This is a genomic window from Pseudomonas sp. yb_2, assembly GCF_043103905.1.
Lineage (GTDB): Bacteria > Pseudomonadota > Gammaproteobacteria > Pseudomonadales > Pseudomonadaceae > Aquipseudomonas > Aquipseudomonas alloputida.
Window position 1 is genome coordinate 34697 of record NZ_JBICKH010000006.1, and the last position, 22974, is coordinate 57670.

Here is a 22974-nt window from a genome sequence, read left to right on the forward strand (position 1 = left end):
CCCCGCGAATGACGGCTCTGCATCAGGAGAGGACGAATTGAGGACGCTGAAGTAGCGGCTTCTGACCCCCAATTTCTTGCTCCAGCTGTTCGGAAAGGGCATCGAGTTTCCCATAGTTGGGCAAGTGATCACAGTGAAATGGCCAGCCTTCGACATCACTTACTACCTAGCTAAAGAGCTCAATCGCCCTACGTGCTAAGATATTCCTGTTGGGCTCCTCCGCCCCTCCAAGCATGGTAATCAGGGACATGAAAAGCTCCGACACGAATTTCAGCAGAGTAACTCATGAGCACTACATCACTGGTCAAGCTGCTATTAATTTTCCTTGGGCTGGCGAAACCACTGGTGGATGGCACTACTTATCCTACTGGGACAAGGGGACTGGGAGTGTCAGGATCTCGCTTGCAGGTATCCACTACCCGGAGACCATCAAATTCTTAGGCACCGAGGGTATTTCAGATGCCCGTCTGGAACTGCAGCGCCGTGGTTGGCCTTCAGAGCGCGAGGTTTACATGGCAAGTCACTTCCGCGCTGCATCTGACATGGTTATAGCTTGGTCTCTGGGGGAATCAAAATACTGTAATATCGAACTCGAAGACTGGTTTCCTAATGCCCATGACTTTCAATATGTTGTCGATATGCTGCTTGGCGCGCTCAATGCTATGCCTGACTTTCCGAGGGAAAGACTTCGCTGCTGGCTCGAGTCGCAGACGAGCAGGGCACAGTAATGAGGCTAAGGGAAGCGACACAACGTTGTACGGAAGGTAGGTTGTGAGCTACCGTTGCTCTACCTCATAGCCCTAGCGTGCCCGCATGAAAGAGCTCCGAACAGCAGCAGAAGTACTAGAACGCCTCAGTCACAACCAGGATGCACTCAGAGCTGCAGTTGAAGAGCTCGCCAAATGGGTCGGTGATCGAGGAGCTAGTACTGTGGTTGGGAACGTAAATGGTGCTTTAACTACCTTGGATGACAACATCGACGTCGTGCGCCAGGGAATCGCAGAACTGGTCGCAGCCAGCGTAAAGCCTTAGCGCCCCCATCAAGTCCATAGAGATAGGTAATAATGCCTAGTACGAAAAACATCTTCGAGTATGATTATTTCCTTAAAGTAGCCGCACTCGGACAATTTCCCATCTTAAAAATAACCGAAGGTGAGTATTCACAAATTGCAAGCTCTCGCCAAACCCTGTCAGCAGCCTTGAACATGGAGGAGAGCTACGACCTTGCCATCGGAAACTTTCTTGACCTTGAAAAAGAGCTTCTACTGCTAACAGCCGAAAAAGTGGTAGACCACAGATTCGACTACCAGAGAGCTTATGAATTGACATCAACACTCAACAGGCGCACTGTAAACTTCATTCTCTCAGGCAAGAACTACACAGAACTGATAGCATCCAAAGCTTCGAAATGTTTAGGAAGTAATCAGCAGATCGAAGAAACGGTTAAGCTACTGACTAACAAGGAGTATGAAGCATCTCTAGACTATCGCTTGATGGAGGCCTTGAGAAATCACGTAAGCCACAGCGGCGTCGCCATCCACAAAGTTACAAATCCTGATCGCTGGATTTTGGACGACCAAAAACAAGCAAAAAACTTAGTATTTAATATTGGCATTTACGCCCTAAAGTCTCGACTGGCGGAAAATAGCAAATTCAAGAAAAACGTGCTCGATGAACTCCCAAATGATATTGACATCAAAAAAGCCGTAAGGTCATACATGGGTGCCATCAGTAACATCCATGAGGAGGTAAGAAAGCTGACAAAGCCTACTATTGATCAGGCCAGAGCAACAGTAGAGCTATATCTTGCGAAGTATGCAGAACAAAATGACGGAAAGGCATCTGTTGTCGGTGCGTACAGCTCAGCACTTCACGCCTCCGGTCAAAAACCAATAATGCTTCTTCTTGAGTGGGATGATGTCAGAATTGAACTGGAAAAGAAGAACCACTCCATTACCAACATTGGAAAACGATACGTAAGTAGTTCTCTCTGTGCGGAGTAGCTCTTCCAATGCTGGTCATGCCTTCGGATAAGAAAACAGGGATCTTCGTCCCGGCCCCACCTTTTCTGAGAAATCAGACGGCCACAGACAGGTAAAAGCGACCCGCCCTACCGAAAGGCTCGCATAGCGGTAGCTGAGAATCCCATCTCGAGTACGATTACCCGTAATGGGGCCACTCAAAATCCCAGCTGCAATCCGACGGTTTCTCTCTGCATCCGACCGTCAATCAAACCTACCTGAGCTACCGTTCGAGCGCGGGTGTGATTCCTGGGCCTCTTCAGTAAGGATCAGAAGCCGCTCCCACTGATCGTTGCTCAAGATTCCGCAATCTAGGGCTGCCGCGATATATCCGGTAGCAATGCCAAACCTGTACGTGACCTCGTCTACGCCCTTCGCTAAGCCGATGGCTTTGATACGCACTAGGGCCCTTTCAATGATGCGAGCCTCATCCAAGCTTTCGTCGATTGAAGCCACGACCTCGCTCCTCTATGGGAAAGGTAATATCCTCGATCCAATGATCGAGAACAGCTGCGTATGACTCTAGACGACTGCGATGACACTTCCCCTGGCGCGCTGACGGCCCGGGAAGTCTGCCAGGTGCTGCGAGAGGTGGTGCTCGGACGCCGGACAATGACCAAGGTCGGTAGCCAGTCCTGGGAGCAGCTCTACGCCTGTCATTTCGAGATCGATGTAGAGGGGTGGCGGATCACGATCTACAACGACTGCGATGAGCTGGACTACTGCGAGCGGTGCGTGAGCCCGGATGGCCGGTGTTGGGATTTCGATCAAGGGGATCGGGTAGACCCGATTGCTCTGTTGTCTGTATGGGAGCATCATGGCCTGATGCGAATGCTGAAAGCGTTGTAGTACAACTTTAGTTGCGCTTACTGGTGCATGTAGCACTTAACTGAGCCTTCGGCAGAGCCGATTTCCCGGCCCTGGAGGCTTTCATCTGCGACGACTGAGTGCACCACTTACGAATTTTTCAGTAATCACTTTCACCACATAAAAGACAAGTGCCATCTTCATCTAAAACGCTACTGCCACACTCTGCGCTACAAGCACTCCTAACGACCTTGTGCCTCTTGTTGCACACAAAGCAGTACACTCGCTTAGACTTATTATTCTTTGGAGCCAATACTGCAAGGCGATGCTCGAACGGTTCATCAGTACTAGCGTCCTGCAGGCAATGCGGACAATAAAATCGGTGCTGCTTTTTATCAATATTGAAATATTTGTGAACCAACGAAGGCGAAAGCTGCTCAACAACTATATGAGCCTCTAAGCAAACCCTATTACTTGCAAAGTCACCACTCCCAAGCTCTGAGTCTGGCGCCGTTTGCAAAAAACGCTTGCGATGAACAAGCCAACTATCGTCTGGAAATAGCTCACGATAGGGGAATAGAACAGCTTCAACAACCTCAATGGCATGCACCACAAAATTTTTACCTGTTGAATGCATGATGACGTTTCGCCTTTCTCGCTGCGTGTGATACTTAGCTCTGAACTCATCAGATAAAGGCATACCAGCACAGGTATCATAGATCCGGATTAACTCTTGAGCATCGGGCATCCGAAAGTCGTTAAAACTAATATCTTTCCCCTTATAAGGTGAAGGCCATTTCGTGGACTCGTCACCAATAAGAAGATACGGCGATATTTGACAAATCTTACCTTTCAACAGCAACTCAACACCTTGCTGTGCAATTGCGAGGGCCGTGCTTAACCGTCGCTTTGCAGCCTCCCAGTACGGTTCAGTAACCTCAGCTTTGTCATATCCAAAATATTCTGCCTGATCCAAATTTGTAAAAAGATCGAAGACCGTACCCCAAGCAAAATCCAACAGCTCTCTACCAGCCTCAAAAAACTCGTCCGGTATTGGCATATCTTTAATCATAATCCCTCAACTTACTTCTTCCACAGAGTCAACTAAGCAAAATCTACCACAAAGTCCGGCCAACCCCAATCACCTCAACATATCAGCACGTTTCTTGGTTACAGGGCAGAAAGCACCGTCGTGAGGTTTTCCATAAGTCAAGAACCCTAATGCGTTCACTACTCAGTGCAGCATGTAGCAAAGTCATCTAGTGGCTGGGCTCTGCAGGCCCAGCGAGCACACGCAACTGATAGTCGGTGACCGCTTGAAACCGATGCATCGCCATCAGACGAAGGCGCTCCAGTTCAGCACCCATCACACTTTCTGCTTGAGCCTGGTGGTACCGTTTAAAAGCATCTACTGCATCGTTGTACATCGGATGGCCTGGAAGCAAAACCTTGCTGAGATTCTTCTTCATCATGGTTACTCCGATGACCTGTGCCTAGGTGGCTCGGTGTTGGTAACAACAGGATAATGCTCGGCCTCGTATGCTTCGATTAGCAAAACCATCGCTTCGAAAGCCTTAGCCTGTTCGGTACCAGGTTCTGGCTCACTGTCGAAAAGTGGCGAGACCTCTTTCAGGGCTGCTCGGTACTCATCTTCGTTACGGATTTGGCGAATCTCCACAGCAGAGCCCTCTCCCTAATGAATCGGCTCACCTAAGGTGCCTGCCTGGTGCAGCTGGTAGTCGATCACGGTCTGGTACAGGTGGTCAGCCTCGAGGCGAAGGCGTTCGATTTCTGCAGCTGGCCGCGCTTGAGCCTGTGCTTCGTTGTGGGCTCGAATTGCTTCTAGCGCCTGCCTCAACAGTGGCTCGCCGACTTCAGCCATACCCAACAGCGTTCTCTTCACTTCTTGAGCCTCAGTGATGTGGCATCCTAGTGCTGGTGCTAAGGGTACTCATGTACCGAGGAATCGTTCACACCCAAGCCCAGATGCCGCTGAAGAATATCCGCAAAAAAATCTGCAAAATTTCGGCAGTTTCTTCGCTACAGCCCAGGCACACCAGGGCCTTCAGAGTTCTGAGAAATCCGCGAAACCGGCAGTCGATATGGAGATAGGCATGGCAATCACAGCAGTTATCTTCGACGCCTTCGGCACAACCCTCAGGATCACCGCCCCCTCGCATCCGTATCGCCAGTTACTGCGAGAGGGTGCCAGACATGGTCGTCGCCCTAGTCCAGGCGATGCCCACAAACTGATGACCCTCAATGCAGGGATTCGAGAAGCTGCTGACCTCCTCGGCATCCAAGTCGCAGCGATGCGCATGGCTGAAATCGAGTCAGCCCTACAGCGCGAAATCGAATCAATCGAGGTGCTCCAGGATGCGTACGATGCGATCACCCTTCTCCGTGAGCACGGGATCGCCACCGCTGCCTGCAGCAACCTAGCTGCTCCCTATGGGCCGGCAGTAAAGAGGCTCCTGCCAGACCTCAATGCCTACTCGTTCAGCTACGAGCTCGGGGTCACCAAGCCTGACCCTGTAATCTACCGCGCCGTATGCCGTGATCTTGGAGTTGTCCCTGGACACTTGTTCGGGGATTCCGCTCAGGTAGCCATGATGGGCGATTCACCGCGCTGCGACCGAGATGGCCCTCGAGCTGTTGGCATCAAAGGCTTTCATCTTGATCGATCTGGTACCGGAGCCATCCGAAACCTCGTGCAGTTCGCTGAGCTGGTTGTCGCGCAGTCCACTGAGCGAAGTCAGTCGCCAGGCTCATTCACGCGGAACGCACCTAGGGAGTTGGGTCGATGAGCCAGCATCCATCTTCAAGTACGGGCGGCAACTACTGGGGAGCACCTCCCTCACTGTTCATCCCGCCTTCCATCTTGGCCAGTGCCGAAGAGCTGGCAAGGAAGGCAGCGGAGTTGAATGGCCTTATTGCGCCCCAAACCGCCAGCTGTCTAGCGAAGCTCATTGAGGTGGCAGATGCGTCGCTGACTCAGGTATGGGATGCCACGAAGCTCGGATCTGACCAAAAGAACCTTCGTCCTGATCCAGCTATCGATCCTCGCCGTCGCATCGTCGCGGTATTGGGCCATCACGATCAGATGCTTATCAGCGAACCAATAGGGTACGGCGCCGCGTGGACAAACATTAGGCACAGCTTCGCGCTGCTTGGCCTTAATCCCCACCTGTGGCGCTTGCCCAGGGCAATCAGCCGCTGGAACCAGATGCACGCAAGTGAAATCGAGCTGCTGGAATTCAAGCTCATGACTTGCCTCGAAGGGGTCGACTACACCCTTGAGGCATTCAACCGCAAAAAACTTCGCGAACGAGTTCTCCACGTCTTCAATAGCAGCAAGCTCATATTGGATGCTGGTGTTAGGGCAACCACAGGCCCGGCGGTCTTGAACTTGCTGATCCTGGGTTCACAGCCCAGTAGCGAATTTAAGACTTTTACGGGGCTGGAGACTAGAGAGGCCGAAAAAGAACTAACGCGGCTGAAAGGCTTAGACCTAGTAGAGGTGTCTTCAAGGCGAGATGGCTGGGTTGAGCCAGGTCTGCCAGCATGGTTTGCTGAAGAGATTGGTGCAATCTAGCCCCACACAATCAGGCCGGCGCCCCAGTGTCCGGCTCATCACTGCACCACCTATCCTCCAGAACGCTTTTGAACACATCCGCCAGCAATGGATGCTCACCTGCCGCTTGCAGGTCTTGCACGAGCCTCTTCAACGCTGCAGCCTCTTCTGAAGGTCGCAGTAGTGAAATCCCCTCAGGGCTACCAGCTGCTGCGCTTTTAGGTCGTCCTGCATAACGAGTCCTCGTTGAAGTGCCAACGTTGGCAAACTGCATCTTGCATGGAATGCCCACCATATATGCAAAAACCGCCCGTAGGCGGTTTCATGCACGCTCAGGAAAGCTGATTAGACCAACCAAGACTCCACTTCATCAGCACCGTACTGAGCCTTCCACTCTTTCAGCAGCTTGTGATTGCCGCCTTTGGTTTCGATGATCTCGCCGTTGTGCGGGTTTTTGTACTGCTTCACCTGGCGAGCACGACGCGGCGTCTTCTCTACGGCAGCTGGTGCTGCGCGGCGACCAGTCTGCGGATCCAGCAGATTTATGACATCGCGCAGGCTAAAGCCGTATTCGGCCAGCAGGTCACGCAATTTGGTCTCAAATTCGATTTCTTTCTGCAGCTCAGAAGAGCCCTTCAGGGCTTCGAGCTCTGCGAGCTGTACAGCCAGTTGCTGCTCAAGGTGACGAAATTCTGCTAGACGTGACATTGAAACTCCCATATGGACAGGCAAAAAATCTAATCTAGGCTAGCTTTTCCTAGCATTGCAGTAAAGCTTCTAGCCTCCGGAATCGAATCTGACTATGGTTACCAGCAGCAGAAGCATGGCATAGTGCTACCTACCATTCTCATTTACTCGCCCATAACATGACAAGTCCGACTAGAAAAGAAATCACCATTGCACTCATTGGCTTCGCCGGCGTGGTTTTAACGGCACTCTTATCAAACTACGACAAAATATTCACGGGAACGACAACCCAAAGCAACTATAACTCGGAAGTTGTGAATGGCGACATAAATATTCAGCTGCGACAGCTTATTGAAACCTCCGGGATGCGCGCCTCGCTAGAGGCCATCGAAAAAAACCGACTAGAACAATATAAAGCAAAGTACAAGGCATCCCAAGAAGAGCTTAACTGCATTGCAGACGTCGGCCTTCAAAATAACCAGCTCATTGATATATTGGTCGAAGCGCTACGCAAAAACTTATCGCTTAAAGACATTCAAGAACTTAATAAGTTTTACACAAGCTCAGCGATGGTCAACTACATTAGCAAACAACCCGCAATTACTCTAGATATGATTCATGGGCTGGAAGAAGCAATGGCAAGGAATCATCGACGCAATATTGCTCTGGCGGGCACTAACAGAGATCCAAAGAAGCAAACCGCTCAGTCCTGCCCAACAACAGAAAATTAAGAACGAAAGCTACTACACTGACGCTACCGCCCAAGTCTAGTCGCAAACGTTCTGTGGCGCAAAATTTCACATAATCAAAATGGAATAAATAAAGTGACTAAGACTTACCCCAAAGGATCGGAATGGCGCAAGTGGGATCTCCATGTACACACTCCAGCATCAGTCCTCAGAAATGAGTTTGGCCAAGACTGGGACAGATATGTAACTGAACTTTTTACGCGGGCTATCTCAGCCGGAGTTAGCGCCATTGGCATAACTGATTACTACCTTCCAGAGGGCTACAAAATTCTTCGCCGGGAGTATTTAGACAACCCCGATAAAATGCAGAATCTTTTTGACGCCAAAACACTTGAACAAATCGACAGAATTAAAATATTTCCAAATATCGAATTCCGGCTCAGCAAGCTAGTCATTGGAAAAGAAAATGATCTCTCTTGGAACAGAAAAGTAAATTACCACGTTCTGCTTTCTGATGAAATCCCCATTGAAAAAATTGAAAGCGACTTCATTTCACAGATTCAAATTTGCGTTAATGCCTCCACCGGCCAACAAGCCGAGCGCCGCCCTTTAACAAAGTCAAATCTGGAAGAGCTAGGCCAGCGCCTGATAGCAGAACACCAACCATTCGCATCGAACGGAAGCGCACTATTTATTGGCATGATGTGTGCGTCTGTAGACGAAGACGAAATCTCAAGGCTTTTAAATCAAAATGCGTACTTCAGAGACAAGCATCTAACGGCACTTCCGTGCGATGAGGACTTGAGCGTTGTGAACTGGAACTCTCAAGGTCACAACCTGCGAAAAAATCTCATAAAGCAAGCGCATTTCATTTTTTCATCAAACCCTAAAACTACAGCATTCTTCTTGGGCGGGAGAAACAAGGACTCCTTCGTCAAGGAATTTGGTTCAATCAAAGCGTGCTTATGGGGATCCGATGCTCACACATGGGCTGAGCTATTCAAACCTGATAAAAACAGACACACTTGGATTAAAGGAGATCTGACTTTCTCAGGTTTAAAACAAGTCATTTATGATCCATGCTCAAGGGTTGCTATTCAAGAGCTATCGCCGCAACAAAAAAGCCCTTATCAGATCATAGATAAAGTACGCTTTCTTGATCCAGAACAGCATAAACTTTTCAGTGATAACTGGCAGGAACTCAACCCAGATCTCAATACGATCATAGGTGGCAAATCCTCTGGAAAGTCGTTACTCCTCTACCACATTGCTAAAGCTGTAAATAAAGAAGAGGTTGACAGCAAAACCCAGCTAGCGAAAGCCTCTAACTATACGGGCTTACCGCCAGTAGATTTCGAAGTGGTCTGGTCTAATGGTGACGTTAGTCGACTTTCTGAGAGTAATAACTCAAAGCCAATCACGTACATACCACAGCTTTATATTAACCACTTAGCCGAAGAAGCAGGCAGATCTCAACTCAACACCTTGATACGAGACATACTCCTACAAAATTCTAGCTTCCAACAATTCTCTGAAGACCAAGAAAAAAAAATAACCACCACGAGCAAAGTTATAAATCAAAAAATTGACTCTTTTTTTGAGCTCAGAACCAAGTACAGCACCCTTAACAAGGACGCGGAAGCAATTGGAACCCGTTCGGCCATCACATCAGAAATAGACAGATTAAAAAATGAGATTCAGACGTTACGTGAGATATCGGGATTTACCGACTTAGAGGAGCAAAAATACAAGTACCTGTCAATACGAAAAACAAGCATCGAAAACCGTGACGCGATCCTTTCAAAAATAAAGACTGGCACTGAACAGATAGCGACCTCTATCACAAACAGATTCCCTAACCAAGTTGAGCAATTCAAAGAATTAATCCTGGCAGACATTGGCTTACCAAGCGACTCTGCCTTTACCATTAAAGCACTTGATTTGCTAGAGCGAGACCTCTCAACCGCTATAGACAAATTCAAACAACAGCTGTCGTACCGCACACGAAACATCTCACCACTAAAAACAAGAATCTCAACTGAATCCAGCACCATTGACAACGATCTCAAGCCCCTCCTGATTAAGATTACCGATCAAGCATCTCTTGACCTAGCCACAAAAAAGCTGCAAAAAGAAGAAAACAAACTAAAACAATTAGATGATATAGGCGAGAAACAGGCTTCAATTAAAATCCAGGGTTTAGACTGCAAGCGGGAACTAAGCGACCTGTACAGCGAGCTCATAACTACTTACCGCGACTACGCACAAGAAACTTCAAAATCCGACTATCAGTTCGAAGATGACATCGCAGTTTCAGCTGAGGTCGTATTGAACGAGGATAAGTTTAATGAATTCTCTTTGTTATTCGATAGACGCGGAAATATGAGCACGTTGCTCGGCGACCTCTTACTGCCAAATGGCGACATCAACTTTGACATTGACTCTCATGCAGAGCGCGTTACACAAACACATTCAAACTACATAAAGAAAACCAACATTCCTACCACTCGCAAAGGCATTGAAGATATAGATGTAATCAAGAAGCTCTACAGCGACTGCTTCTACGTCAATTATGTCGTCCACTATAAAAACGACGACATTGCTACGATGTCACCAGGCAAGCGCGGACTGGTATTACTGAATCTAATCCTACACCTAAGCAATGCCTCACACCCGATCCTTATCGACCAGCCTGAGGATAACTTAGATAACAGAACCATCTATGACCAACTGAAAGATTTTGTTAGGCAAAAAAAACGCGCCCGACAAATAATAATAGTTACTCACAATGCAAACCTTGTAGTAGCGGCAGACGCAGAGTGCGTAATAGTAGCTAATCAAATAGGGCAACAAGTCGACTCCAGCATGGATAACCATCGATTCGAGTACTTCAGCGGAAGTTTGGAGTGTTCCTATGAGGCACCGACTAAAGACTCCCCCCTGAGGTCTCAAGGTATTCGCCAGCATGTTTGCGAGATCCTCGAAGGTGGAGTTACGGCTTTTAAAGAACGGGAGCTAAAATACGGATTTAAAATTTAAACTACCCACAGACGCCGCCAGAAACTATCGAAACCCGAAAATTTCTGGCTCCTGGCCGCCTAGCAGCAGGATTCTTTTGCCCCGCTTCTGATCACCTATTTACAGTACACCGTCCAGAGCTCATCAATTCTCGTGGTGAAGCTCTGGCTCATCAACTCCCGCCGCATGCCCCAGCTGGGATCCACTGGCACGCTTGCCAACCGCATCGTCCCTCTACCCCACCTTCCGTTCACCGCATCAAGCACCCCCATGAGCTTTTCACTCGCCGCCGGCTGTGCCGCCGCGAACAGGTCAGCGGTGATCTCGTTTGGCTGGCTGAGCTCGAGCAGCAACACTTCCGCCTTGCTGTAACGGAAACCTTCACGAAATACTCGCCCCACACCCTCCTGCGCCGCTTTTGTCAGCAAACGCGTATCGTCCGTTGGATATGGCAGCTCGACCAGGACGCCGTTGGCGTACTTCGCCTCGTCCGGATTGAACATGCCCGTGCGGATGCTCACCCGTATCCATCTGAACTGGCAGCACATCTTGCCTCCCTGGTGCCCGGACACTTCCTCGCAGTCGATGTCGGGTGCGGGACAGGACAACTGACAAGGCTCTTGGCTGACCATTTCCAGACCGTAGCTGGATTCGATCCAAGCGCGGATCAGATTGCCAACGCCTCTCCCCTGAGCAACATCCACTATGGGTGCGCTCTAGCTGAAGACCTACCTCTTCTCAGCCGTAGTGCCAGTTTGATCACTGCAGCCCAGGCCGCGCATTGGTTTGACTTGCCAAGGTTTTATAGCGAGGTACGCCGAATTTCTGAACCTGGTGCGATCCTGGCTCTGATCAGCTACGGGGTGCTGAAGCTGGAGGGGCAACTGAACGAACGCTTCAAGGATTTCTACTGGCGCGAGATCGGGTCGTACTGGCCGGCTGAACGCAAACTGGTAGACAGTGGCTACGCCACCATAGCCTTTCCATTCACTGAGATGACCACACCAGACTTATCCATTCGGCTTGAGTGGTCACTCCCAGAGTTTCTAGGCTACATCTCGACGTGGTCGGCAGTGCGAAGCGCCAAGCAATCAGGTCGGATCGATCTTCTGGAAACCTTCGCCACTGAAATGGCTGAGCTTTGGGGAGACTCAGCCCAGCGCCATAGGGTGACTTGGCCCATCAACATGAGGACTGGAAGGATATGAACAGCTCATCGCTCAATGGACTCAAGGTCGGTCTCATTCACACAGAGAGCTTCCAAGTCTCACCAAAACACCTGGTTCCGAATGTAGAGGCTGAATGGCCTGGCTTCAGCGACATGCCGGAGGTGCTGGCAACCGCAATTATGGTTGGATTCATGGAACAGACCTGTATTCAAGGTCTACGGCCCTATCTCACGAGTGATCAGCGCACCGTGGGTACGCAAGTGAGCATGAGCCATACTGCAGCGACACCCGTAGGCATGGTCGTAAGCGCGAGGGTGGAGCTGACCGCCATTAACGGTAACGCTCTGATATTCGATGTCGAATGCAATGACGAATTGGGCGTTATTGGAAAGGGGCTGCATCACCGAGCGGTGGTAGATCTCAAGCGATTTAATGCGAAAGTAGCGAAGAAAACTACTGGCTACTGCTAGCTTTTAGACCGTGTGCGCCTAGCAGCGGGCTTTCTTTTGCCCGCAACGATCCTCATCGCAAAAGCCCCAAGAATCTGTGATCGCTGGCATGTGCACAGCGACCACCGTAGTGCTGATCTTGATGTCTAGGCCACTTGCCTTACTGTAGGCCGCTGATCGGTCGCGAGTCGTCTTGCACGCCCCACTCCCCAGGCCAAGGCCCGAGTCATCGACTCACCTGGCCGAGAGTCGAATGCCTCTTCGTGAAGAGCCATGCCACATCCCGCATACACGCCGATGAACATCTGTGTCTGGCCAGTCCTGGAAAGCCTCACCTGGACATCAATCGAGGTGCCGTCATCCAGCTCCTCGTCATGGCTCCGGTGATGAAGCACAGGATCGGCCCAAGCCCAAAAAACTTCACCGCGTATACGCATGCCACTCTCCTACGACTTTAGTCTTATAGTCCATCAACCATAGCGCGGGATGATGACGTTTCAACCCTCCAGGAAAGTGACTGCCCTGATTCAGACAACCGGCAGAAAACCCCTACAAAACAGAGTCCTATGTAAACGCTACAGGTGCTGATGCAGAAGGGGCTGAGTTAGCTCGACCTTCACGAAGCCTTCTCTATCCTGGCCCAGCATCAGGTGCTGGGCTTGGAAATCACCGAATACGAGGCAATCTGGCCGGGTGGGTAACTGCAGCCCGAATTGCCTACCTGAGGCAATCCACCCTGTCAGTTGAAAAACTGACTTAATTGAAAATGCCGTGCAAGCCCAACCCCATAACATTTGGCCCTGCACGACAACACTGAAACTTAGATCCGCACCCTAAGGCCACCTAACAAGATCAAGTTCTTTAATCCGCAGAGCCATGGCTGAATCTGACACGCCAAATTGCTGAGCTAACGATACGAAATACCGCCCGTTAAATCTTTCGCATCTAGCCAAAGCCAGCTCTCGCTCTAACGAGTCTCTTTCCGCATAGAGCAGGCGGCCCGATCCTGTCGGATCAAGGTGGTAAGCCGAGGTATCGTTGAAAAAGAACTGGCCCTTGCAGTAGAAGACAGCCTGGAACCGTTCCAGAAGCAGTTTCTGCGGCACCAAAAAACACGCTGCAAAGTAATCCGCTTCACGCTCCTGCGGTGGACGCTTCCCTTCCAGGGGTCTGCCATCGAGCGCCCTGTCCCGGTGCATTACCGCTTCTTCATGCAAGAGGAGATGGCCTATCTCGTGCGCACCAGTGAACTGCTGGACAGCCAGCCCAAACTCCATGGAAACAGCAATCCGGCTCGACTGGCGGTCGATCATGCCGGCGATACGAGCACCGTTCCGGTTGAACTTGGGGTCACCTAGGTTGGGCAACACATGGTAGTCATAGCCCAATACCAAGGCCGCCACCCTTGGGTCGCGGACTTCAATGGGAGAAACTGTCTTATCGGGCCAATGAACCTTCCTGTCCCGATAGATGGCGTTCAAGAGATCGTTAGCCTGTTGCTCAATGTACGTCTGATTCATGCGCAAACACCATATGTAGGCACACATGACTAACCGTAGCTCAATATGTAGTGCTATCAAGCTTGCCACTGCGATCAGAATGGAATTTTCGACAGACGGTCTTCTCAATAACGCTGTTTTGGCAAGAGAATCGCTTGTGGGCGCTTCTGCTGCAGCCAGTTAGAACTTCAGGCCGCAGCGTCACGCACGAGCTTTTCCTTTGCCTCTTGCAACTGCCAGCATTGCATCTAGCCATATCCGATACGATACACGATGGGTGGCGGGTCATGTAAAACAGCTGGCGGTGCTAGTGCTGAGCCTTCGAGCCCCCTCTCGCACCATCTGCCGCCCAGTCGCAGACGACGTATGTACTGTTGAGGGTGCGCGCTACCACGTAGCCTTGGATCTCTTCATACGTGACGATGTTGGAGGTGCGTATGGGATCGCCATCATCAAAACGCCGCTCGCGGTCACCGAAGACAACACCTCTTAGAAACAGCTCATGCGGCCCGTACTCAACCGATGACAGGTACGCCGTGACCTCCAAATCGAAATCGATCTGCATTGCCTTGGCTACCGTACTGGGCATGGCTGATGGCGTGACATCGACGATCTTGGACGTGGAAAGCGGCGCTCGCCGTTTAACCATTTTTCTCTCCTATGTATGGCAATCTCGGAGCACTACACACGAGACACCAACCAATGGGCCAGCCAGTAACAGGCGATTGGGCGCGAGCATGATAGCCTTCACACAGGTTCAATCTGCGGAGCGCCTACTTGAGCAATCCTGTTCCTGGCTACTACGAAACTCTCCTCAACGCCCCTGTGTTCGTCAGAACCAGTGCTGGCAACTCATCGTTGATGACATCCACCTCAGCAGCACGGAAGCTGACCTGCGTGAAGCCCGCGGCAAAGCCAAAGGCTACATCCAGGGTCTGGTAGACGCGGGGCATCTCACTACCGAACGGCTGCGTGATTTCAAAATCCTCAGCAGCGTTCATCGGAGGCGCATGGTCTTAAGAACCAGTTGAACTGCACCTCGATTCGATGCTCCAGCGCACGGAGGCGCCTGGCTACCGTGATCAAGCAGCTGGCAAATTTGCTTTGTCGGCAACTGCAATAAGCCCTCTCAGGCTTCTCCTCCCCAAATCTCGCTTGAACGTCGCCAGCACGTAGTTGCCGCTGTTCGTAGACGCCACCCAGAATCTGCCAAACCTTCGCAATTCGTAGATCGGCGCGGTCTGCAAAATGTGCCCGTCCGCATGCTGCTCGTAAGGCCCCGGATCGTTGTGACCAAAGACGATCCCAATCGCACGTTCTGAGGAGATGAACACATCGCTCAGGTAGGCAGTGATCGGTACCGGGTATTGCTGAGCCATTGCACGACCGATCCGCTTGAGCTGGAAATCCGAGAATTCTTTGACGTGATATTCGATGACGACTTCGTCAGACATTGGTTATTCCTGCTCCTACTTCTGACCCTGGTGCTGGATGCTCGAGCAACACCCACGGCAGATTAAATCTCGATGGTGAAATCCGGCGAGAAGCCGGTGCGCTCGCCCGGATAGCCTCGAGGGTTCGATACGAGTCGGCAGCCAGAAATGACCGTGTCGACCGCATGATGCGTGTGACCAAAAACCCAGAAATCAGCCTGAGCGACCAGGTCATGCCACTGGTTGAAGTACGCCGCGCCAAGATGGCCTTCATGACCATCGCCGGCGACATCCTGGATGGGGCAATGGTGGGTGATCACCACGGTGTTGCCGTCGTAATCCTTCGCCAGCTCTGTCGCCAGGAATTCTCGAGTAGCAATGTTCCGAGCGATGAGATCTGCGGGCCGAAGCTTGCTGTACCCCTCCCCGATCCGGATCCTCTTGAAGTCGGTCATCCACTCGGCACAGATCCTCATCGCAGCTTTGTAGTCGCCCGTGGCGGTGTAATCCGTCCAGGCTGTTGCGACCAGGAAGCGCGTGTTACCGATGATGAGGATCTGGTTATCCAAGATGTGCACGTGCTCAGCAGCCGCGCCGCGCATTTTGGTGAGTGTCCGGTCGATGTGCCCCTTATAGAACTCATGGTTCCCGCAGACGTAGAGTACCGGGCACTCGAAAGTGTCGTTCGCCCACACCACTCCCCGGCCACGCACAGAGATGTCGCCGGCCAGGATGACCAAATCAGCCTCTGTCGCAGGTGGTTGGAAGTCGACGAACTCCAGATGGAGATCTGAGTAGACCGTGATTCTCATCGTATTGCCTGGTCTCCGTATCGGCAGGCTAATCGCTCATCCAGTGCCTCCAACGGAGTGGAGGCCTGGCTACCAGCAATTACTTGAAGGCTTTGCTGAAGCGCTGAGAAAGCTCAGCAATACCGATCGGCGCCCAGCCCTCAGGATCGTTGCTCTTCCGGATGAAGTTGATCGCAAAACCAACCATGACTAGACCCGAAATGATGCCTTCCCAGAATGCCCAGACGAAGGTGGTCGGCACGAGGTAATCCGGGTTCTCGCTACCCGTAACCAGGTAGATGAAATACGGAGATGCGAAGCAGCCGATGATGAAGGTCAAAATCATCACAGGAATCGCAGACACCAAGATGAGGATCGGCACCTTCACCTGATACTCACGCGCTGCGACCAGCGTGCCGTTCTCGCCCTTCATGGCGTATATGACGGCTTTGTTCTCCATCTTGTCCTTCTTCTTGGTGAAGATGCCGTACAGGGTCACTCGCTGCCCCTTGTCGAGCTCCTCATAGATCTTCCCTGGCAGCAGCACCTTGGGAAGCACCTGCCCATCGATGACCATGTAGGCTGTTACTGTGCCCTGCTCTGTGCTCGAGACATGGAGGGTTTCGATCACTCCAGTGACCTGCCTGCAATCAAATTTGAACAAAATCTGCTCCTGCAATTTTTAAAGCGCGCAAGCATCCCCACCGCCTCGAAAGCAGTGTGCGTCGATGAGCTGGATCAGCTACGCGAATAACGATTAAACAGTGCTGGTGTCAGTACTGCTCTCTTAACCCGCCTCCCGATAACACAGAGGCGGTTTCCAAGGCCCAACGGAGCCCCTACGGTGACGCAAGATCTCGAAAATCATAGGCGCCCCCTGGTCGCTCCCAAGTCATCGCTGATTCGAATAGACCTGCCCATCGTGGGTGACGAATTCATAGACCGGGCGGGTCTGGCTGCCTGGTTTGATCCGGATCTCTGAGAGGAGCTGCATTGAAAGCTCTGATCGGCGGGTCATAGAAGGCGGAGCTATCAGCTGAATCTTATTAACACTCAGCGTTTCAGCAGTACCTCCTTTACAAAGCGAGTCAACCTCTTCAACGTTCGACACGATGCGCACCCATGGCCCAAAGCGTCCATCAACCAGCCCACAGCCCTCCACGACAAAGTAGTAATTGTCCGGATTCAAGCTCGCTGAACTCCACAAAAATCGGACATCGTCGACAGCGGCAAACTGGCCTTGGAGCTCCGCTCGATTTGTAAACAACAAAACTTTCCTTCCTTCCTAGATCAAACTTTCAGAAAACCGACTAGCAAGCTTAAGTAACAAAAGCCATAAATTGACAGCAAAGCGGAAGCCCGCGATTGTCCCTGCTCCCTTGCGCCGTCTACTGGAACGGGTAGAGCAACCATACCATCAATTCACAATCATACACTATATTTTATGTATGTGAATTTAGAGCTATGGCCTTATCCTTCCCTTTGCGGGAAGCCCTCATGCCATCGCGATACACCCTGGCGGCAGCCCTCCGCACCACTCGTGCCGCTCGAGGGCTGTCCCAAGAACGTTTAGGAAAGGCTGTAGAAGCTGTCCATCTTCACAATCTTGAGCATGCTAAATCGAGCACAACCCTCGAGACACTGGAAGGAATCTGCCATGCCATGGACGTCGATCCTGTCGCCCTGCTAGCTGTAGCATCCTGTCATGAGCGTGGGGAGAGCCTCGAGGACTACATGGCCTTTCTCTGGGGTGAAATATCGAAGATTCGCGATCTAGGAGTTCTGAATAACATCCCCGCACAGTTTGATGACGGGAAGCTTAGGACTGCGACATCAGGTAAGCGGCCGATTTCTGCAGAAAGAATTAGAGCCGTACTCCAATGCAAAGCAGAAGGTCTTACGCAAAAAGAGACGTCCAATAAGTTGGAAATGGCCGCATCGACTGTGAATAAGATTTGGCACTCGAAACATGCAGAAAAATAGATCCGACATTGCGGCTTACCAAGTCCTGGTCTATAACAAATAGCCACCCGGATGATCGCCCTGGCCTATGAGCCTCGCCTACCGTCCGAATTCTCCCACAGACCTCACTGACCTAGAGGTGAATTCCATGCGGCACGACCCAGATCAGCAACCCGGAAAACAAAGCTCCGAACCCGCCAAGGCCGCTGACCAGAACATGGCAAACGGCGTGATGGCCTATGCCGAAGCGGCTATTGACGCATATGACGCTTCCTACGACCTCATCTCTAGTGTCGGAGGCAATCGCGAGAAAACTCGCGAGGTGGCTCGGTATCTTGCGAAGCAAGGTATGCGTGATGTTATCCAGGAAAATATGGCGCACCTTAGCGCTAGTGGTCAGACAAGCCATCTCGCCAGCTTCCCTCCTGTCAGGCCTTTGGAAGACCCAAATGAAGACCGGTCTGGCCCACATCCCACTATCGACAAGCTCCTGGGAAACCTGGGTAGCGACGACGATTGATCTAGCCCTTCGAGGTAGGGGCTAGCCCCTGCCTCTCCCTTTTCCTACCTCACTCTAAATATGCCCATCCCCGCTTAAATCTTCAAATCTCTTCTTATCAGACAGATGAATTACTGACTCTGATCTACATTGATTTGGGCTCAAAAAACTTGGTGACCGCCGCAAGGACATGTGCGGGCAAGCACGTATCGACCTGAGCTTTGACATGTGGGGTAAGTACAGGAAGCCATGCCTCTGTTTCAATCCGAATGACCGTCCGGATGTATTTTTTAGTAATTTCTACATCGCTGTGGCCCAGCTGAAGCTTCAGCTGTTCGTGAATATCGTGCGCATAAGCCAAATTGGGCTTGAGCCCATGCGCCTTGAAGTAGTTATAGACCACATAAGTCGCGTAGGTATGTCGGAGATGGTGAGGTTTGACGTCTCTGCCCATGACCGAACTCGCCAACCTAAACGCGCTCCAAACATCGTAATTGAAAACTTGCTTCCCCGTTGAAGTCAGCCAGAGCGGAGCGACTGCTCTGATATCTTTAGAGTTGTATATACGCGCTCGCGCAACTCGATCCTTCTTGATGTACTGCTCATGAATAACCTTTAGAGCCTCGGTCAACACCATGCATGTGAGAATTCTTTTCTTTCCCTTGGGTAAATAATTCAATCTTTGAAACTCAGCACCAGTCTGGTTCAATTCAGGATAACGCAGCCATCTGGGATTCATTGCATCAGCCCCCAGAGGCATTTGCATTACTCCACCTATTCGAAGGCCTGTGGTGCACATACTAAAAGCAATCATCTCGAAGACAATATCATTCAACCGAAGCTGCTCTACTAGGATGGCATACTCCGTGGGATTAAGAACACAATCCTTAAAATCCAGCATGTTCGTTACTGGAAGACACCCTGGATCTTTCAACCCCCTAGATAAACTATCAGTCTTATTGAAACCCAAGTCTTTCAGCTGATGGGAAGGTCGATCCATTTCTATTTTGACCGGAAACTTCATAAGGTGCGCTATGCCTACGGTATCACACCATTCATAAAACACTCTCCACGCCTGATAATAGGCGTTATAGGACTGTGGCTGCAAACCTCGTGCTAACAATGTCGTTCTTAAGACGGAAAGATGCACATCATAATTCGACTCTTGGAAACCAACACCAACATCAGCACAATAGTCAAACCATATCTTCAAGTATTTGGAAAAGTTAGATATTGTTGTTGGCTCACGACTACCCCCTCTTTTCATGGAAGTTTTGCGAAGGTAGATGAAGAAATTTGCAAGCGGATAGTGAAGCCGTCCGCCTACATGAGGTATAGGCGTATGATCCACATTTCTTGTAAACTCAACGTAGTCAGCCATATTTCAACGCACCATTATTATCTCGTCAAACATCTCAATCTCATCAAAAAGACTTGGATACTCGATTAGCTCATACATTTCTTTGATTTTTTTGAAAGGAAGCCGTTCTCCGACAACCCGGCTCTGATTCCGCTCCCGTAGCAGATCAATCGAGACACAAAAAACTACCGCTATGATCCGCACCCCGGAACGCTCACTAAGCATATCAAAAAAATCATACCTATCTGCCCGAGTAAGATTACATGCATCAAATAGTATAGAAGGCCTGTAAAAATTTACCGACTTCCGGCACCAAGAGCTCTTACCACTGCCGGGGGGGCCAACGGTGATATAAAGATCTTTGTCGCCTGGTGTATCGATGATTGAGCGCAAACTTGCCATGGCTGTAAGCCACGCTCTCTTCATGGATAGAGGATCAGTATTGTTACGAAAAGAGTCCGGACTTATCACTGTGCGCAGGTGTCGAATTTTCGAAGTCGAGGTTGATGAACCTTGCAATGGTCTTTGACGTTGGAGGCCTAGGATCTGTGCTTCAAGCTCGGCAATTCTATGCTGAGCCAGCAAAAAATTTTTCTGGAGTTGCTCCGACGTCGCCTTCAGATTCTCAACACTTTCGACAAGCGAATAGTTTTCAATTAGAGCGTTCCTTAATTTATCTGCATCACTGAGTGCCTCAGCATCATGGAAAGCTTTCTTTGCTTTGACCTGCGCCTTGAAATCGTTAATTTTTTCCCCTAGCTTGAGCCATTTGCTACGCACGGTAGCATCTGACATTTTTATTTGACCATAAAAATATTTACGGTCTATCCCCAACCTTTTTGCAATAGCTGAGATAGTAACTGGTTCTCCTGATCGGGCATGCGCCTCTTTCGCCGCCTCGAAACAATCGGACGCCAATTCATAAAGATCCCGCTTATTCGTCATTTGATCTGCTCCAATATCGGCGCATAAAGCCTCACAAATTCTTGGGCATCACGCATCAGATAGATATTGTTAGAGTAGTCATCTTGTATTGCCCCAGCAATTAAATCCTCATAAAACTTCAGCGATTGCTCAAGCTTCTGCGACTCACAATGGGTGATTAGACACGAGCCGCACTGGGCACCTACGCATTTATCTACAACAGGGAGACCATCAGTCATATCAAGAACAGGCACTTGGTCAACTGAGTTGTGGCGGATATGAATCTGCGGGGTCGTTACCTGAGCGTTTACTAAGCGAGCGCACGGCCGCTGGGATTCATCACTAGGGTTGTAGACACATATGGAAAGTGGTGTCAGAAGGAAGTGCATTGACGCCTGGGAAACTCTTTCGCGCAAATACTCTTCCATCGTTGCACCCAGCTCTTCTCCGGTGATCCCAAGAAATACTGGATCTTCATTTACACCTTGGACAAAACGTTCTCCTGCGGGCCCCGCTAACTTTCCATTTTTAACCGCAGCGGCAATCGTACTGACTACTTTCAAGGACTGTTTGGCAAGCATCTCCTGCCGTGCTTCACGAATGAGCGGATTGTTTCGGAGATACATTTCCGTCATGGATAAGGATTTATGCGAAAACAAACGCATCACCAACAACGGCCCCAATACTGGACTATTCATAACAAACCAACCAGCGATAGTCTTTCGGAACTGGTGCGGGTGAGGGAGGTAGCCAAGACCGATATCGCTGGCAAACTTTTTAACAGCATTTAAGATGGTGGTAGTACAGACCTCATCATGTGCCACACGTCCGCGCTCGCTTTTGAACATAGGGGCAAGCAGGAGGTCATCGAGACGAGTCAATGAGTTTAGGCCCTCTAGAACCTTCACGGCCTTGTAGGCAATCTCGGGCACGGGAATCGTCAGCACTTGGCCTTTAGAGTACTCGCGACTCGTCTTGAAAATGGTAACGGTCAAACGATAAAAATTTTCTACCCCTAACGAATAATCGGGCTGGCAGCATCCGACCTTTAGATTCGCCAACTCGCGGCTCCGCGCACCAGTAACAAATAGTATCACTATCATAGCAGCACGCTTCATATGCTTTATACAGGTTTCAGCTTCTTCGCGTTTCAGTTTAACTGTATTTTTCTTAGAATTAGAAGGCGGAGAGTAGTCCACCAAATCCAACTTAAATGGAAGCCCCTCACCTAATTTTTCCAAGGTGATTCCTTGTGCTGCACAGGCTTCAAGCAGCGCGGCGCGAGTTACAGAATTACTTTTCTTTTTTGCCACTACTCCTTCGTACACCACTTGATGGAAACGTATTATGCCCTCACCATAATTTTCTATATAAGAAGCCGCAGCGTCGGCTAATGGAAATGCATAATCCAAGGGTATAGGAGCCCATCCCGATTCTTCATCTCCATGCGTGAGCAAGCCAAATTTGATTTTGCTAACAAATGGCGTCGAGACAAAAAAGTCACCAAAGTTTTTTTCGCCAAAAGGGTTAGAGGAGAGCTTAAGAAACTGAGGCAATACGCCTTCATTCCTAGAAAGCCCCCACCATTCTTTCAAGAGTCTAATCTTCTCAAACTTATAAGACCTAGTGATATCCTGCGAATCCACCAAGGCAATGAACTCAGCAAAATCTTCCGGCAGAAGGTCACATGGCGCTTTAAAATACCCTCCCTTATGGATACTCGTAAGGTACCCCTTGCTAACCAGCCATGTAATTAAGTCTCGAGCACTAGACATAATATTATAGATAGTACCGCCAGACTTATCGGTGACACTTGCCAGCCCTGACAATGCCAGCATCAAAATCTTAAGCAAAATCAAGATCGGGAAGCGGGTCTCCTCATTGCCTTTAACCATCTTTTCTAGATACAAGCACGCCTTAGCTCCCTCCTTCCGGAAGTCCCAGTCATTATCTACAAACTTGGTTAACTGGCTCACCTGTGTCTCAGCAAATTTGCCAGCGATTAAATCAAGCATTTTCCAACGACTTCCAACGATGTAGTTATCTTCATACACCGCACCCTCAAAGTGCTCTTTCTTCGTCATGAATAGTC

At 50.1% G+C, this 22974-nt stretch carries 26 protein-coding genes and 2 pseudogenes; 11 read left to right on the top strand and 17 right to left on the bottom strand.

The window, feature by feature from the left end; translation table 11 throughout:
- Positions 1 to 248 precede the first annotated feature (248 nt).
- The 3 genes from ACF8FB_RS01280 to ACF8FB_RS01290 all read left to right on the top strand — a co-directional run bounded on the left by ACF8FB_RS01280 (position 249) and on the right by ACF8FB_RS01290 (position 2870).
- Entirely contained in the window at positions 249 to 728 is a 480-nt protein-coding gene (locus ACF8FB_RS01280) for a hypothetical protein (RefSeq protein WP_392510871.1), read from the top strand.
- Between the two features lie 336 nt (positions 729 to 1064).
- Positions 1065 to 2003 carry a hypothetical protein gene (locus tag ACF8FB_RS01285; protein ID WP_392510873.1) on the top strand — a complete coding sequence of 313 codons (939 nt, stop codon included), beginning with the start codon at positions 1065 to 1067 and terminating at the stop codon, positions 2001 to 2003.
- A gap of 534 nt (positions 2004 to 2537) precedes the next feature.
- The gene (locus ACF8FB_RS01290) at positions 2538 to 2870 is read left to right on the top strand and encodes a hypothetical protein (protein ID WP_392510874.1); all 333 of its coding nucleotides are present in this window, start codon (positions 2538 to 2540) and stop codon (positions 2868 to 2870) included.
- 118 nt (positions 2871 to 2988) lie between these two features.
- Here the strand turns inward: ACF8FB_RS01290 and ACF8FB_RS01295 are convergent, their stop codons facing one another.
- The 4 genes and pseudogenes from ACF8FB_RS01295 to ACF8FB_RS01310 form a co-directional block, all read right to left on the bottom strand.
- The gene (locus ACF8FB_RS01295; protein ID WP_392510876.1) at positions 2989 to 3900 is read right to left on the bottom strand and encodes a hypothetical protein; all 912 of its coding nucleotides are present in this window, start codon (positions 3898 to 3900) and stop codon (positions 2989 to 2991) included.
- A gap of 187 nt (positions 3901 to 4087) precedes the next feature.
- Positions 4088 to 4297 carry a hypothetical protein gene (locus ACF8FB_RS01300; protein WP_392510966.1) on the bottom strand — a complete coding sequence of 70 codons (210 nt, stop codon included), beginning with the start codon at positions 4295 to 4297 and terminating at the stop codon, positions 4088 to 4090.
- A gap of 47 nt (positions 4298 to 4344) precedes the next feature.
- A pseudogene (locus tag ACF8FB_RS01305) lies at positions 4345 to 4506 on the bottom strand (transcriptional regulator); the annotation flags it as partial.
- 15 nt (positions 4507 to 4521) lie between these two features.
- On the bottom strand, positions 4522 to 4731 hold the full coding sequence (locus tag ACF8FB_RS01310) for a hypothetical protein (protein WP_392510878.1): 210 nt from the start codon (positions 4729 to 4731) through the stop codon (positions 4522 to 4524).
- Positions 4732 to 4942: 211 nt separating this feature from the next.
- Between ACF8FB_RS01310 and ACF8FB_RS01315 the strand changes: the two genes are divergently transcribed.
- Entirely contained in the window at positions 4943 to 5635 is a 693-nt protein-coding gene (locus tag ACF8FB_RS01315) for an HAD family hydrolase (protein WP_392510880.1), read from the top strand.
- Positions 5632 to 6423 carry a hypothetical protein gene (locus ACF8FB_RS01320; RefSeq protein ID WP_392510881.1) on the top strand — a complete coding sequence of 264 codons (792 nt, stop codon included), beginning with the start codon at positions 5632 to 5634 and terminating at the stop codon, positions 6421 to 6423. The genes ACF8FB_RS01315 and ACF8FB_RS01320 overlap by 4 nt, the downstream gene beginning before the upstream one ends.
- Positions 6424 to 6747: 324 nt before the next feature.
- Here ACF8FB_RS01320 and ACF8FB_RS01325 read toward each other — a convergent pair whose 3' ends face one another.
- Positions 6748 to 7110 carry a histone-like nucleoid-structuring protein, MvaT/MvaU family gene (locus ACF8FB_RS01325; RefSeq protein WP_392510883.1) on the bottom strand — a complete coding sequence of 121 codons (363 nt, stop codon included), beginning with the start codon at positions 7108 to 7110 and terminating at the stop codon, positions 6748 to 6750.
- Positions 7111 to 7268: 158 nt separating this feature from the next.
- Between ACF8FB_RS01325 and ACF8FB_RS01330 the strand changes: the two genes are divergently transcribed.
- Entirely contained in the window at positions 7269 to 7820 is a 552-nt protein-coding gene (locus ACF8FB_RS01330) for a DUF2059 domain-containing protein (protein ID WP_392510885.1), read from the top strand.
- A gap of 93 nt (positions 7821 to 7913) precedes the next feature.
- A complete protein-coding gene (locus ACF8FB_RS01335; protein WP_392510887.1) occupies positions 7914 to 10817 on the top strand; it encodes a TrlF family AAA-like ATPase in 2904 nt (967 codons plus the stop codon).
- Positions 10818 to 10912: 95 nt separating this feature from the next.
- On the opposite strand, the pseudogene ACF8FB_RS01340 reads toward ACF8FB_RS01335, so the two are convergent.
- A pseudogene (locus tag ACF8FB_RS01340) lies at positions 10913 to 11323 on the bottom strand (DUF4113 domain-containing protein); the annotation flags it as partial.
- Here ACF8FB_RS01340 and ACF8FB_RS01345 point away from each other — a divergent pair.
- Positions 11291 to 12004, top strand: coding sequence for a class I SAM-dependent methyltransferase (locus ACF8FB_RS01345; protein ID WP_392510967.1), 714 nt, complete (start codon positions 11291 to 11293; stop codon positions 12002 to 12004). The pseudogene ACF8FB_RS01340 and the gene ACF8FB_RS01345 overlap by 33 nt on opposite strands.
- Entirely contained in the window at positions 12001 to 12435 is a 435-nt protein-coding gene (locus ACF8FB_RS01350) for a thioesterase family protein (RefSeq protein WP_392510889.1), read from the top strand. Before ACF8FB_RS01345 ends, ACF8FB_RS01350 begins: the two co-directional genes overlap by 4 nt.
- A 125-nt stretch (positions 12436 to 12560) precedes the next feature.
- On the opposite strand, the gene ACF8FB_RS01355 is transcribed toward ACF8FB_RS01350, so the two are convergent.
- The 8 genes from ACF8FB_RS01355 to ACF8FB_RS01390 all read right to left on the bottom strand — a co-directional run bounded on the left by ACF8FB_RS01355 (position 12561) and on the right by ACF8FB_RS01390 (position 17326).
- Entirely contained in the window at positions 12561 to 12851 is a 291-nt protein-coding gene (locus tag ACF8FB_RS01355; RefSeq protein WP_392510891.1) for a hypothetical protein, read from the bottom strand.
- Positions 12852 to 13247: 396 nt separating this feature from the next.
- Positions 13248 to 13934, bottom strand: coding sequence for an ImmA/IrrE family metallo-endopeptidase (locus ACF8FB_RS01360; protein ID WP_392510893.1), 687 nt, complete (start codon positions 13932 to 13934; stop codon positions 13248 to 13250).
- A gap of 286 nt (positions 13935 to 14220) precedes the next feature.
- Entirely contained in the window at positions 14221 to 14562 is a 342-nt protein-coding gene (locus tag ACF8FB_RS01365; RefSeq protein ID WP_392510895.1) for a hypothetical protein, read from the bottom strand.
- Between the two features lie 151 nt (positions 14563 to 14713).
- Positions 14714 to 14914 carry a hypothetical protein gene (locus tag ACF8FB_RS01370; protein ID WP_392510897.1) on the bottom strand — a complete coding sequence of 67 codons (201 nt, stop codon included), beginning with the start codon at positions 14912 to 14914 and terminating at the stop codon, positions 14714 to 14716.
- 81 nt (positions 14915 to 14995) lie between these two features.
- Entirely contained in the window at positions 14996 to 15367 is a 372-nt protein-coding gene (locus tag ACF8FB_RS01375; protein WP_392510899.1) for a hypothetical protein, read from the bottom strand.
- Between the two features lie 62 nt (positions 15368 to 15429).
- Positions 15430 to 16158: a metallophosphoesterase family protein gene (locus ACF8FB_RS01380; RefSeq protein WP_392510900.1), complete on the bottom strand. Its 729-nt coding sequence runs from the start codon at positions 16156 to 16158 to the stop codon at positions 15430 to 15432.
- Between the two features lie 79 nt (positions 16159 to 16237).
- Positions 16238 to 16801 (bottom strand): hypothetical protein, encoded by a 564-nt coding sequence (locus tag ACF8FB_RS01385; protein ID WP_392510902.1) that lies wholly within the window; start codon positions 16799 to 16801, stop codon positions 16238 to 16240.
- Between the two features lie 228 nt (positions 16802 to 17029).
- Positions 17030 to 17326, bottom strand: a complete 297-nt coding sequence (locus ACF8FB_RS01390; RefSeq protein ID WP_392510904.1) for a hypothetical protein — start codon at positions 17324 to 17326, stop codon at positions 17030 to 17032.
- A gap of 308 nt (positions 17327 to 17634) precedes the next feature.
- On the opposite strand from ACF8FB_RS01390, the gene ACF8FB_RS01395 reads away from it, so the two are divergent.
- Together ACF8FB_RS01395 and ACF8FB_RS01400 are read left to right on the top strand one after the other, a co-directional pair.
- Positions 17635 to 18120 carry an XRE family transcriptional regulator gene (locus ACF8FB_RS01395; protein WP_392510906.1) on the top strand — a complete coding sequence of 162 codons (486 nt, stop codon included), beginning with the start codon at positions 17635 to 17637 and terminating at the stop codon, positions 18118 to 18120.
- A gap of 127 nt (positions 18121 to 18247) precedes the next feature.
- Positions 18248 to 18619, top strand: coding sequence for a hypothetical protein (locus ACF8FB_RS01400; RefSeq protein WP_392510907.1), 372 nt, complete (start codon positions 18248 to 18250; stop codon positions 18617 to 18619).
- Between the two features lie 124 nt (positions 18620 to 18743).
- On the opposite strand, the gene ACF8FB_RS01405 is transcribed toward ACF8FB_RS01400, so the two are convergent.
- From ACF8FB_RS01405 to ACF8FB_RS01415, 3 genes are read right to left on the bottom strand one after another with little or no spacing between them, the layout of a single operon-like run.
- Positions 18744 to 19979 carry a hypothetical protein gene (locus ACF8FB_RS01405; RefSeq protein WP_392510908.1) on the bottom strand — a complete coding sequence of 412 codons (1236 nt, stop codon included), beginning with the start codon at positions 19977 to 19979 and terminating at the stop codon, positions 18744 to 18746.
- Positions 19980 to 19982: 3 nt separating this feature from the next.
- The gene (locus ACF8FB_RS01410) at positions 19983 to 20903 is read right to left on the bottom strand and encodes a hypothetical protein (RefSeq protein WP_392510909.1); all 921 of its coding nucleotides are present in this window, start codon (positions 20901 to 20903) and stop codon (positions 19983 to 19985) included.
- Positions 20900 to 22966: a tyrosine-type recombinase/integrase gene (locus tag ACF8FB_RS01415; RefSeq protein ID WP_392510911.1), complete on the bottom strand. Its 2067-nt coding sequence runs from the start codon at positions 22964 to 22966 to the stop codon at positions 20900 to 20902. The genes ACF8FB_RS01410 and ACF8FB_RS01415 overlap by 4 nt, the downstream gene beginning before the upstream one ends.
- Positions 22967 to 22974 lie beyond the last annotated feature (8 nt).

Coding starts and splice junctions, on each gene's coding strand:
- ACF8FB_RS01280 (WP_392510871.1), top strand. CDS start 249: ATGAAAAGCTCCGACACGAATTTCAGCAGAGTAACTCATGAGCACTAC.
- ACF8FB_RS01285 (WP_392510873.1), top strand. CDS start 1,065: ATGCCTAGTACGAAAAACATCTTCGAGTATGATTATTTCCTTAAAGTA.
- ACF8FB_RS01290 (WP_392510874.1), top strand. CDS start 2,538: ATGACTCTAGACGACTGCGATGACACTTCCCCTGGCGCGCTGACGGCC.
- ACF8FB_RS01295 (WP_392510876.1), bottom strand. CDS start 3,900: ATGATTAAAGATATGCCAATACCGGACGAGTTTTTTGAGGCTGGTAGA.
- ACF8FB_RS01300 (WP_392510966.1), bottom strand. CDS start 4,297: ATGAAGAAGAATCTCAGCAAGGTTTTGCTTCCAGGCCATCCGATGTAC.
- ACF8FB_RS01315 (WP_392510880.1), top strand. CDS start 4,943: ATGGCAATCACAGCAGTTATCTTCGACGCCTTCGGCACAACCCTCAGG.
- ACF8FB_RS01320 (WP_392510881.1), top strand. CDS start 5,632: ATGAGCCAGCATCCATCTTCAAGTACGGGCGGCAACTACTGGGGAGCA.
- ACF8FB_RS01325 (WP_392510883.1), bottom strand. CDS start 7,110: ATGTCACGTCTAGCAGAATTTCGTCACCTTGAGCAGCAACTGGCTGTA.
- ACF8FB_RS01330 (WP_392510885.1), top strand. CDS start 7,269: ATGACAAGTCCGACTAGAAAAGAAATCACCATTGCACTCATTGGCTTC.
- ACF8FB_RS01350 (WP_392510889.1), top strand. CDS start 12,001: ATGAACAGCTCATCGCTCAATGGACTCAAGGTCGGTCTCATTCACACA.
- ACF8FB_RS01355 (WP_392510891.1), bottom strand. CDS start 12,851: ATGCGTATACGCGGTGAAGTTTTTTGGGCTTGGGCCGATCCTGTGCTT.
- ACF8FB_RS01360 (WP_392510893.1), bottom strand. CDS start 13,934: ATGAATCAGACGTACATTGAGCAACAGGCTAACGATCTCTTGAACGCC.
- ACF8FB_RS01365 (WP_392510895.1), bottom strand. CDS start 14,562: ATGGTTAAACGGCGAGCGCCGCTTTCCACGTCCAAGATCGTCGATGTC.
- ACF8FB_RS01370 (WP_392510897.1), bottom strand. CDS start 14,914: ATGAACGCTGCTGAGGATTTTGAAATCACGCAGCCGTTCGGTAGTGAG.
- ACF8FB_RS01375 (WP_392510899.1), bottom strand. CDS start 15,367: ATGTCTGACGAAGTCGTCATCGAATATCACGTCAAAGAATTCTCGGAT.
- ACF8FB_RS01380 (WP_392510900.1), bottom strand. CDS start 16,158: ATGAGAATCACGGTCTACTCAGATCTCCATCTGGAGTTCGTCGACTTC.
- ACF8FB_RS01395 (WP_392510906.1), top strand. CDS start 17,635: ATGCCATCGCGATACACCCTGGCGGCAGCCCTCCGCACCACTCGTGCC.
- ACF8FB_RS01400 (WP_392510907.1), top strand. CDS start 18,248: ATGCGGCACGACCCAGATCAGCAACCCGGAAAACAAAGCTCCGAACCC.
- ACF8FB_RS01405 (WP_392510908.1), bottom strand. CDS start 19,979: ATGGCTGACTACGTTGAGTTTACAAGAAATGTGGATCATACGCCTATA.
- ACF8FB_RS01410 (WP_392510909.1), bottom strand. CDS start 20,903: ATGACGAATAAGCGGGATCTTTATGAATTGGCGTCCGATTGTTTCGAG.
- ACF8FB_RS01415 (WP_392510911.1), bottom strand. CDS start 22,966: ATGACGAAGAAAGAGCACTTTGAGGGTGCGGTGTATGAAGATAACTAC.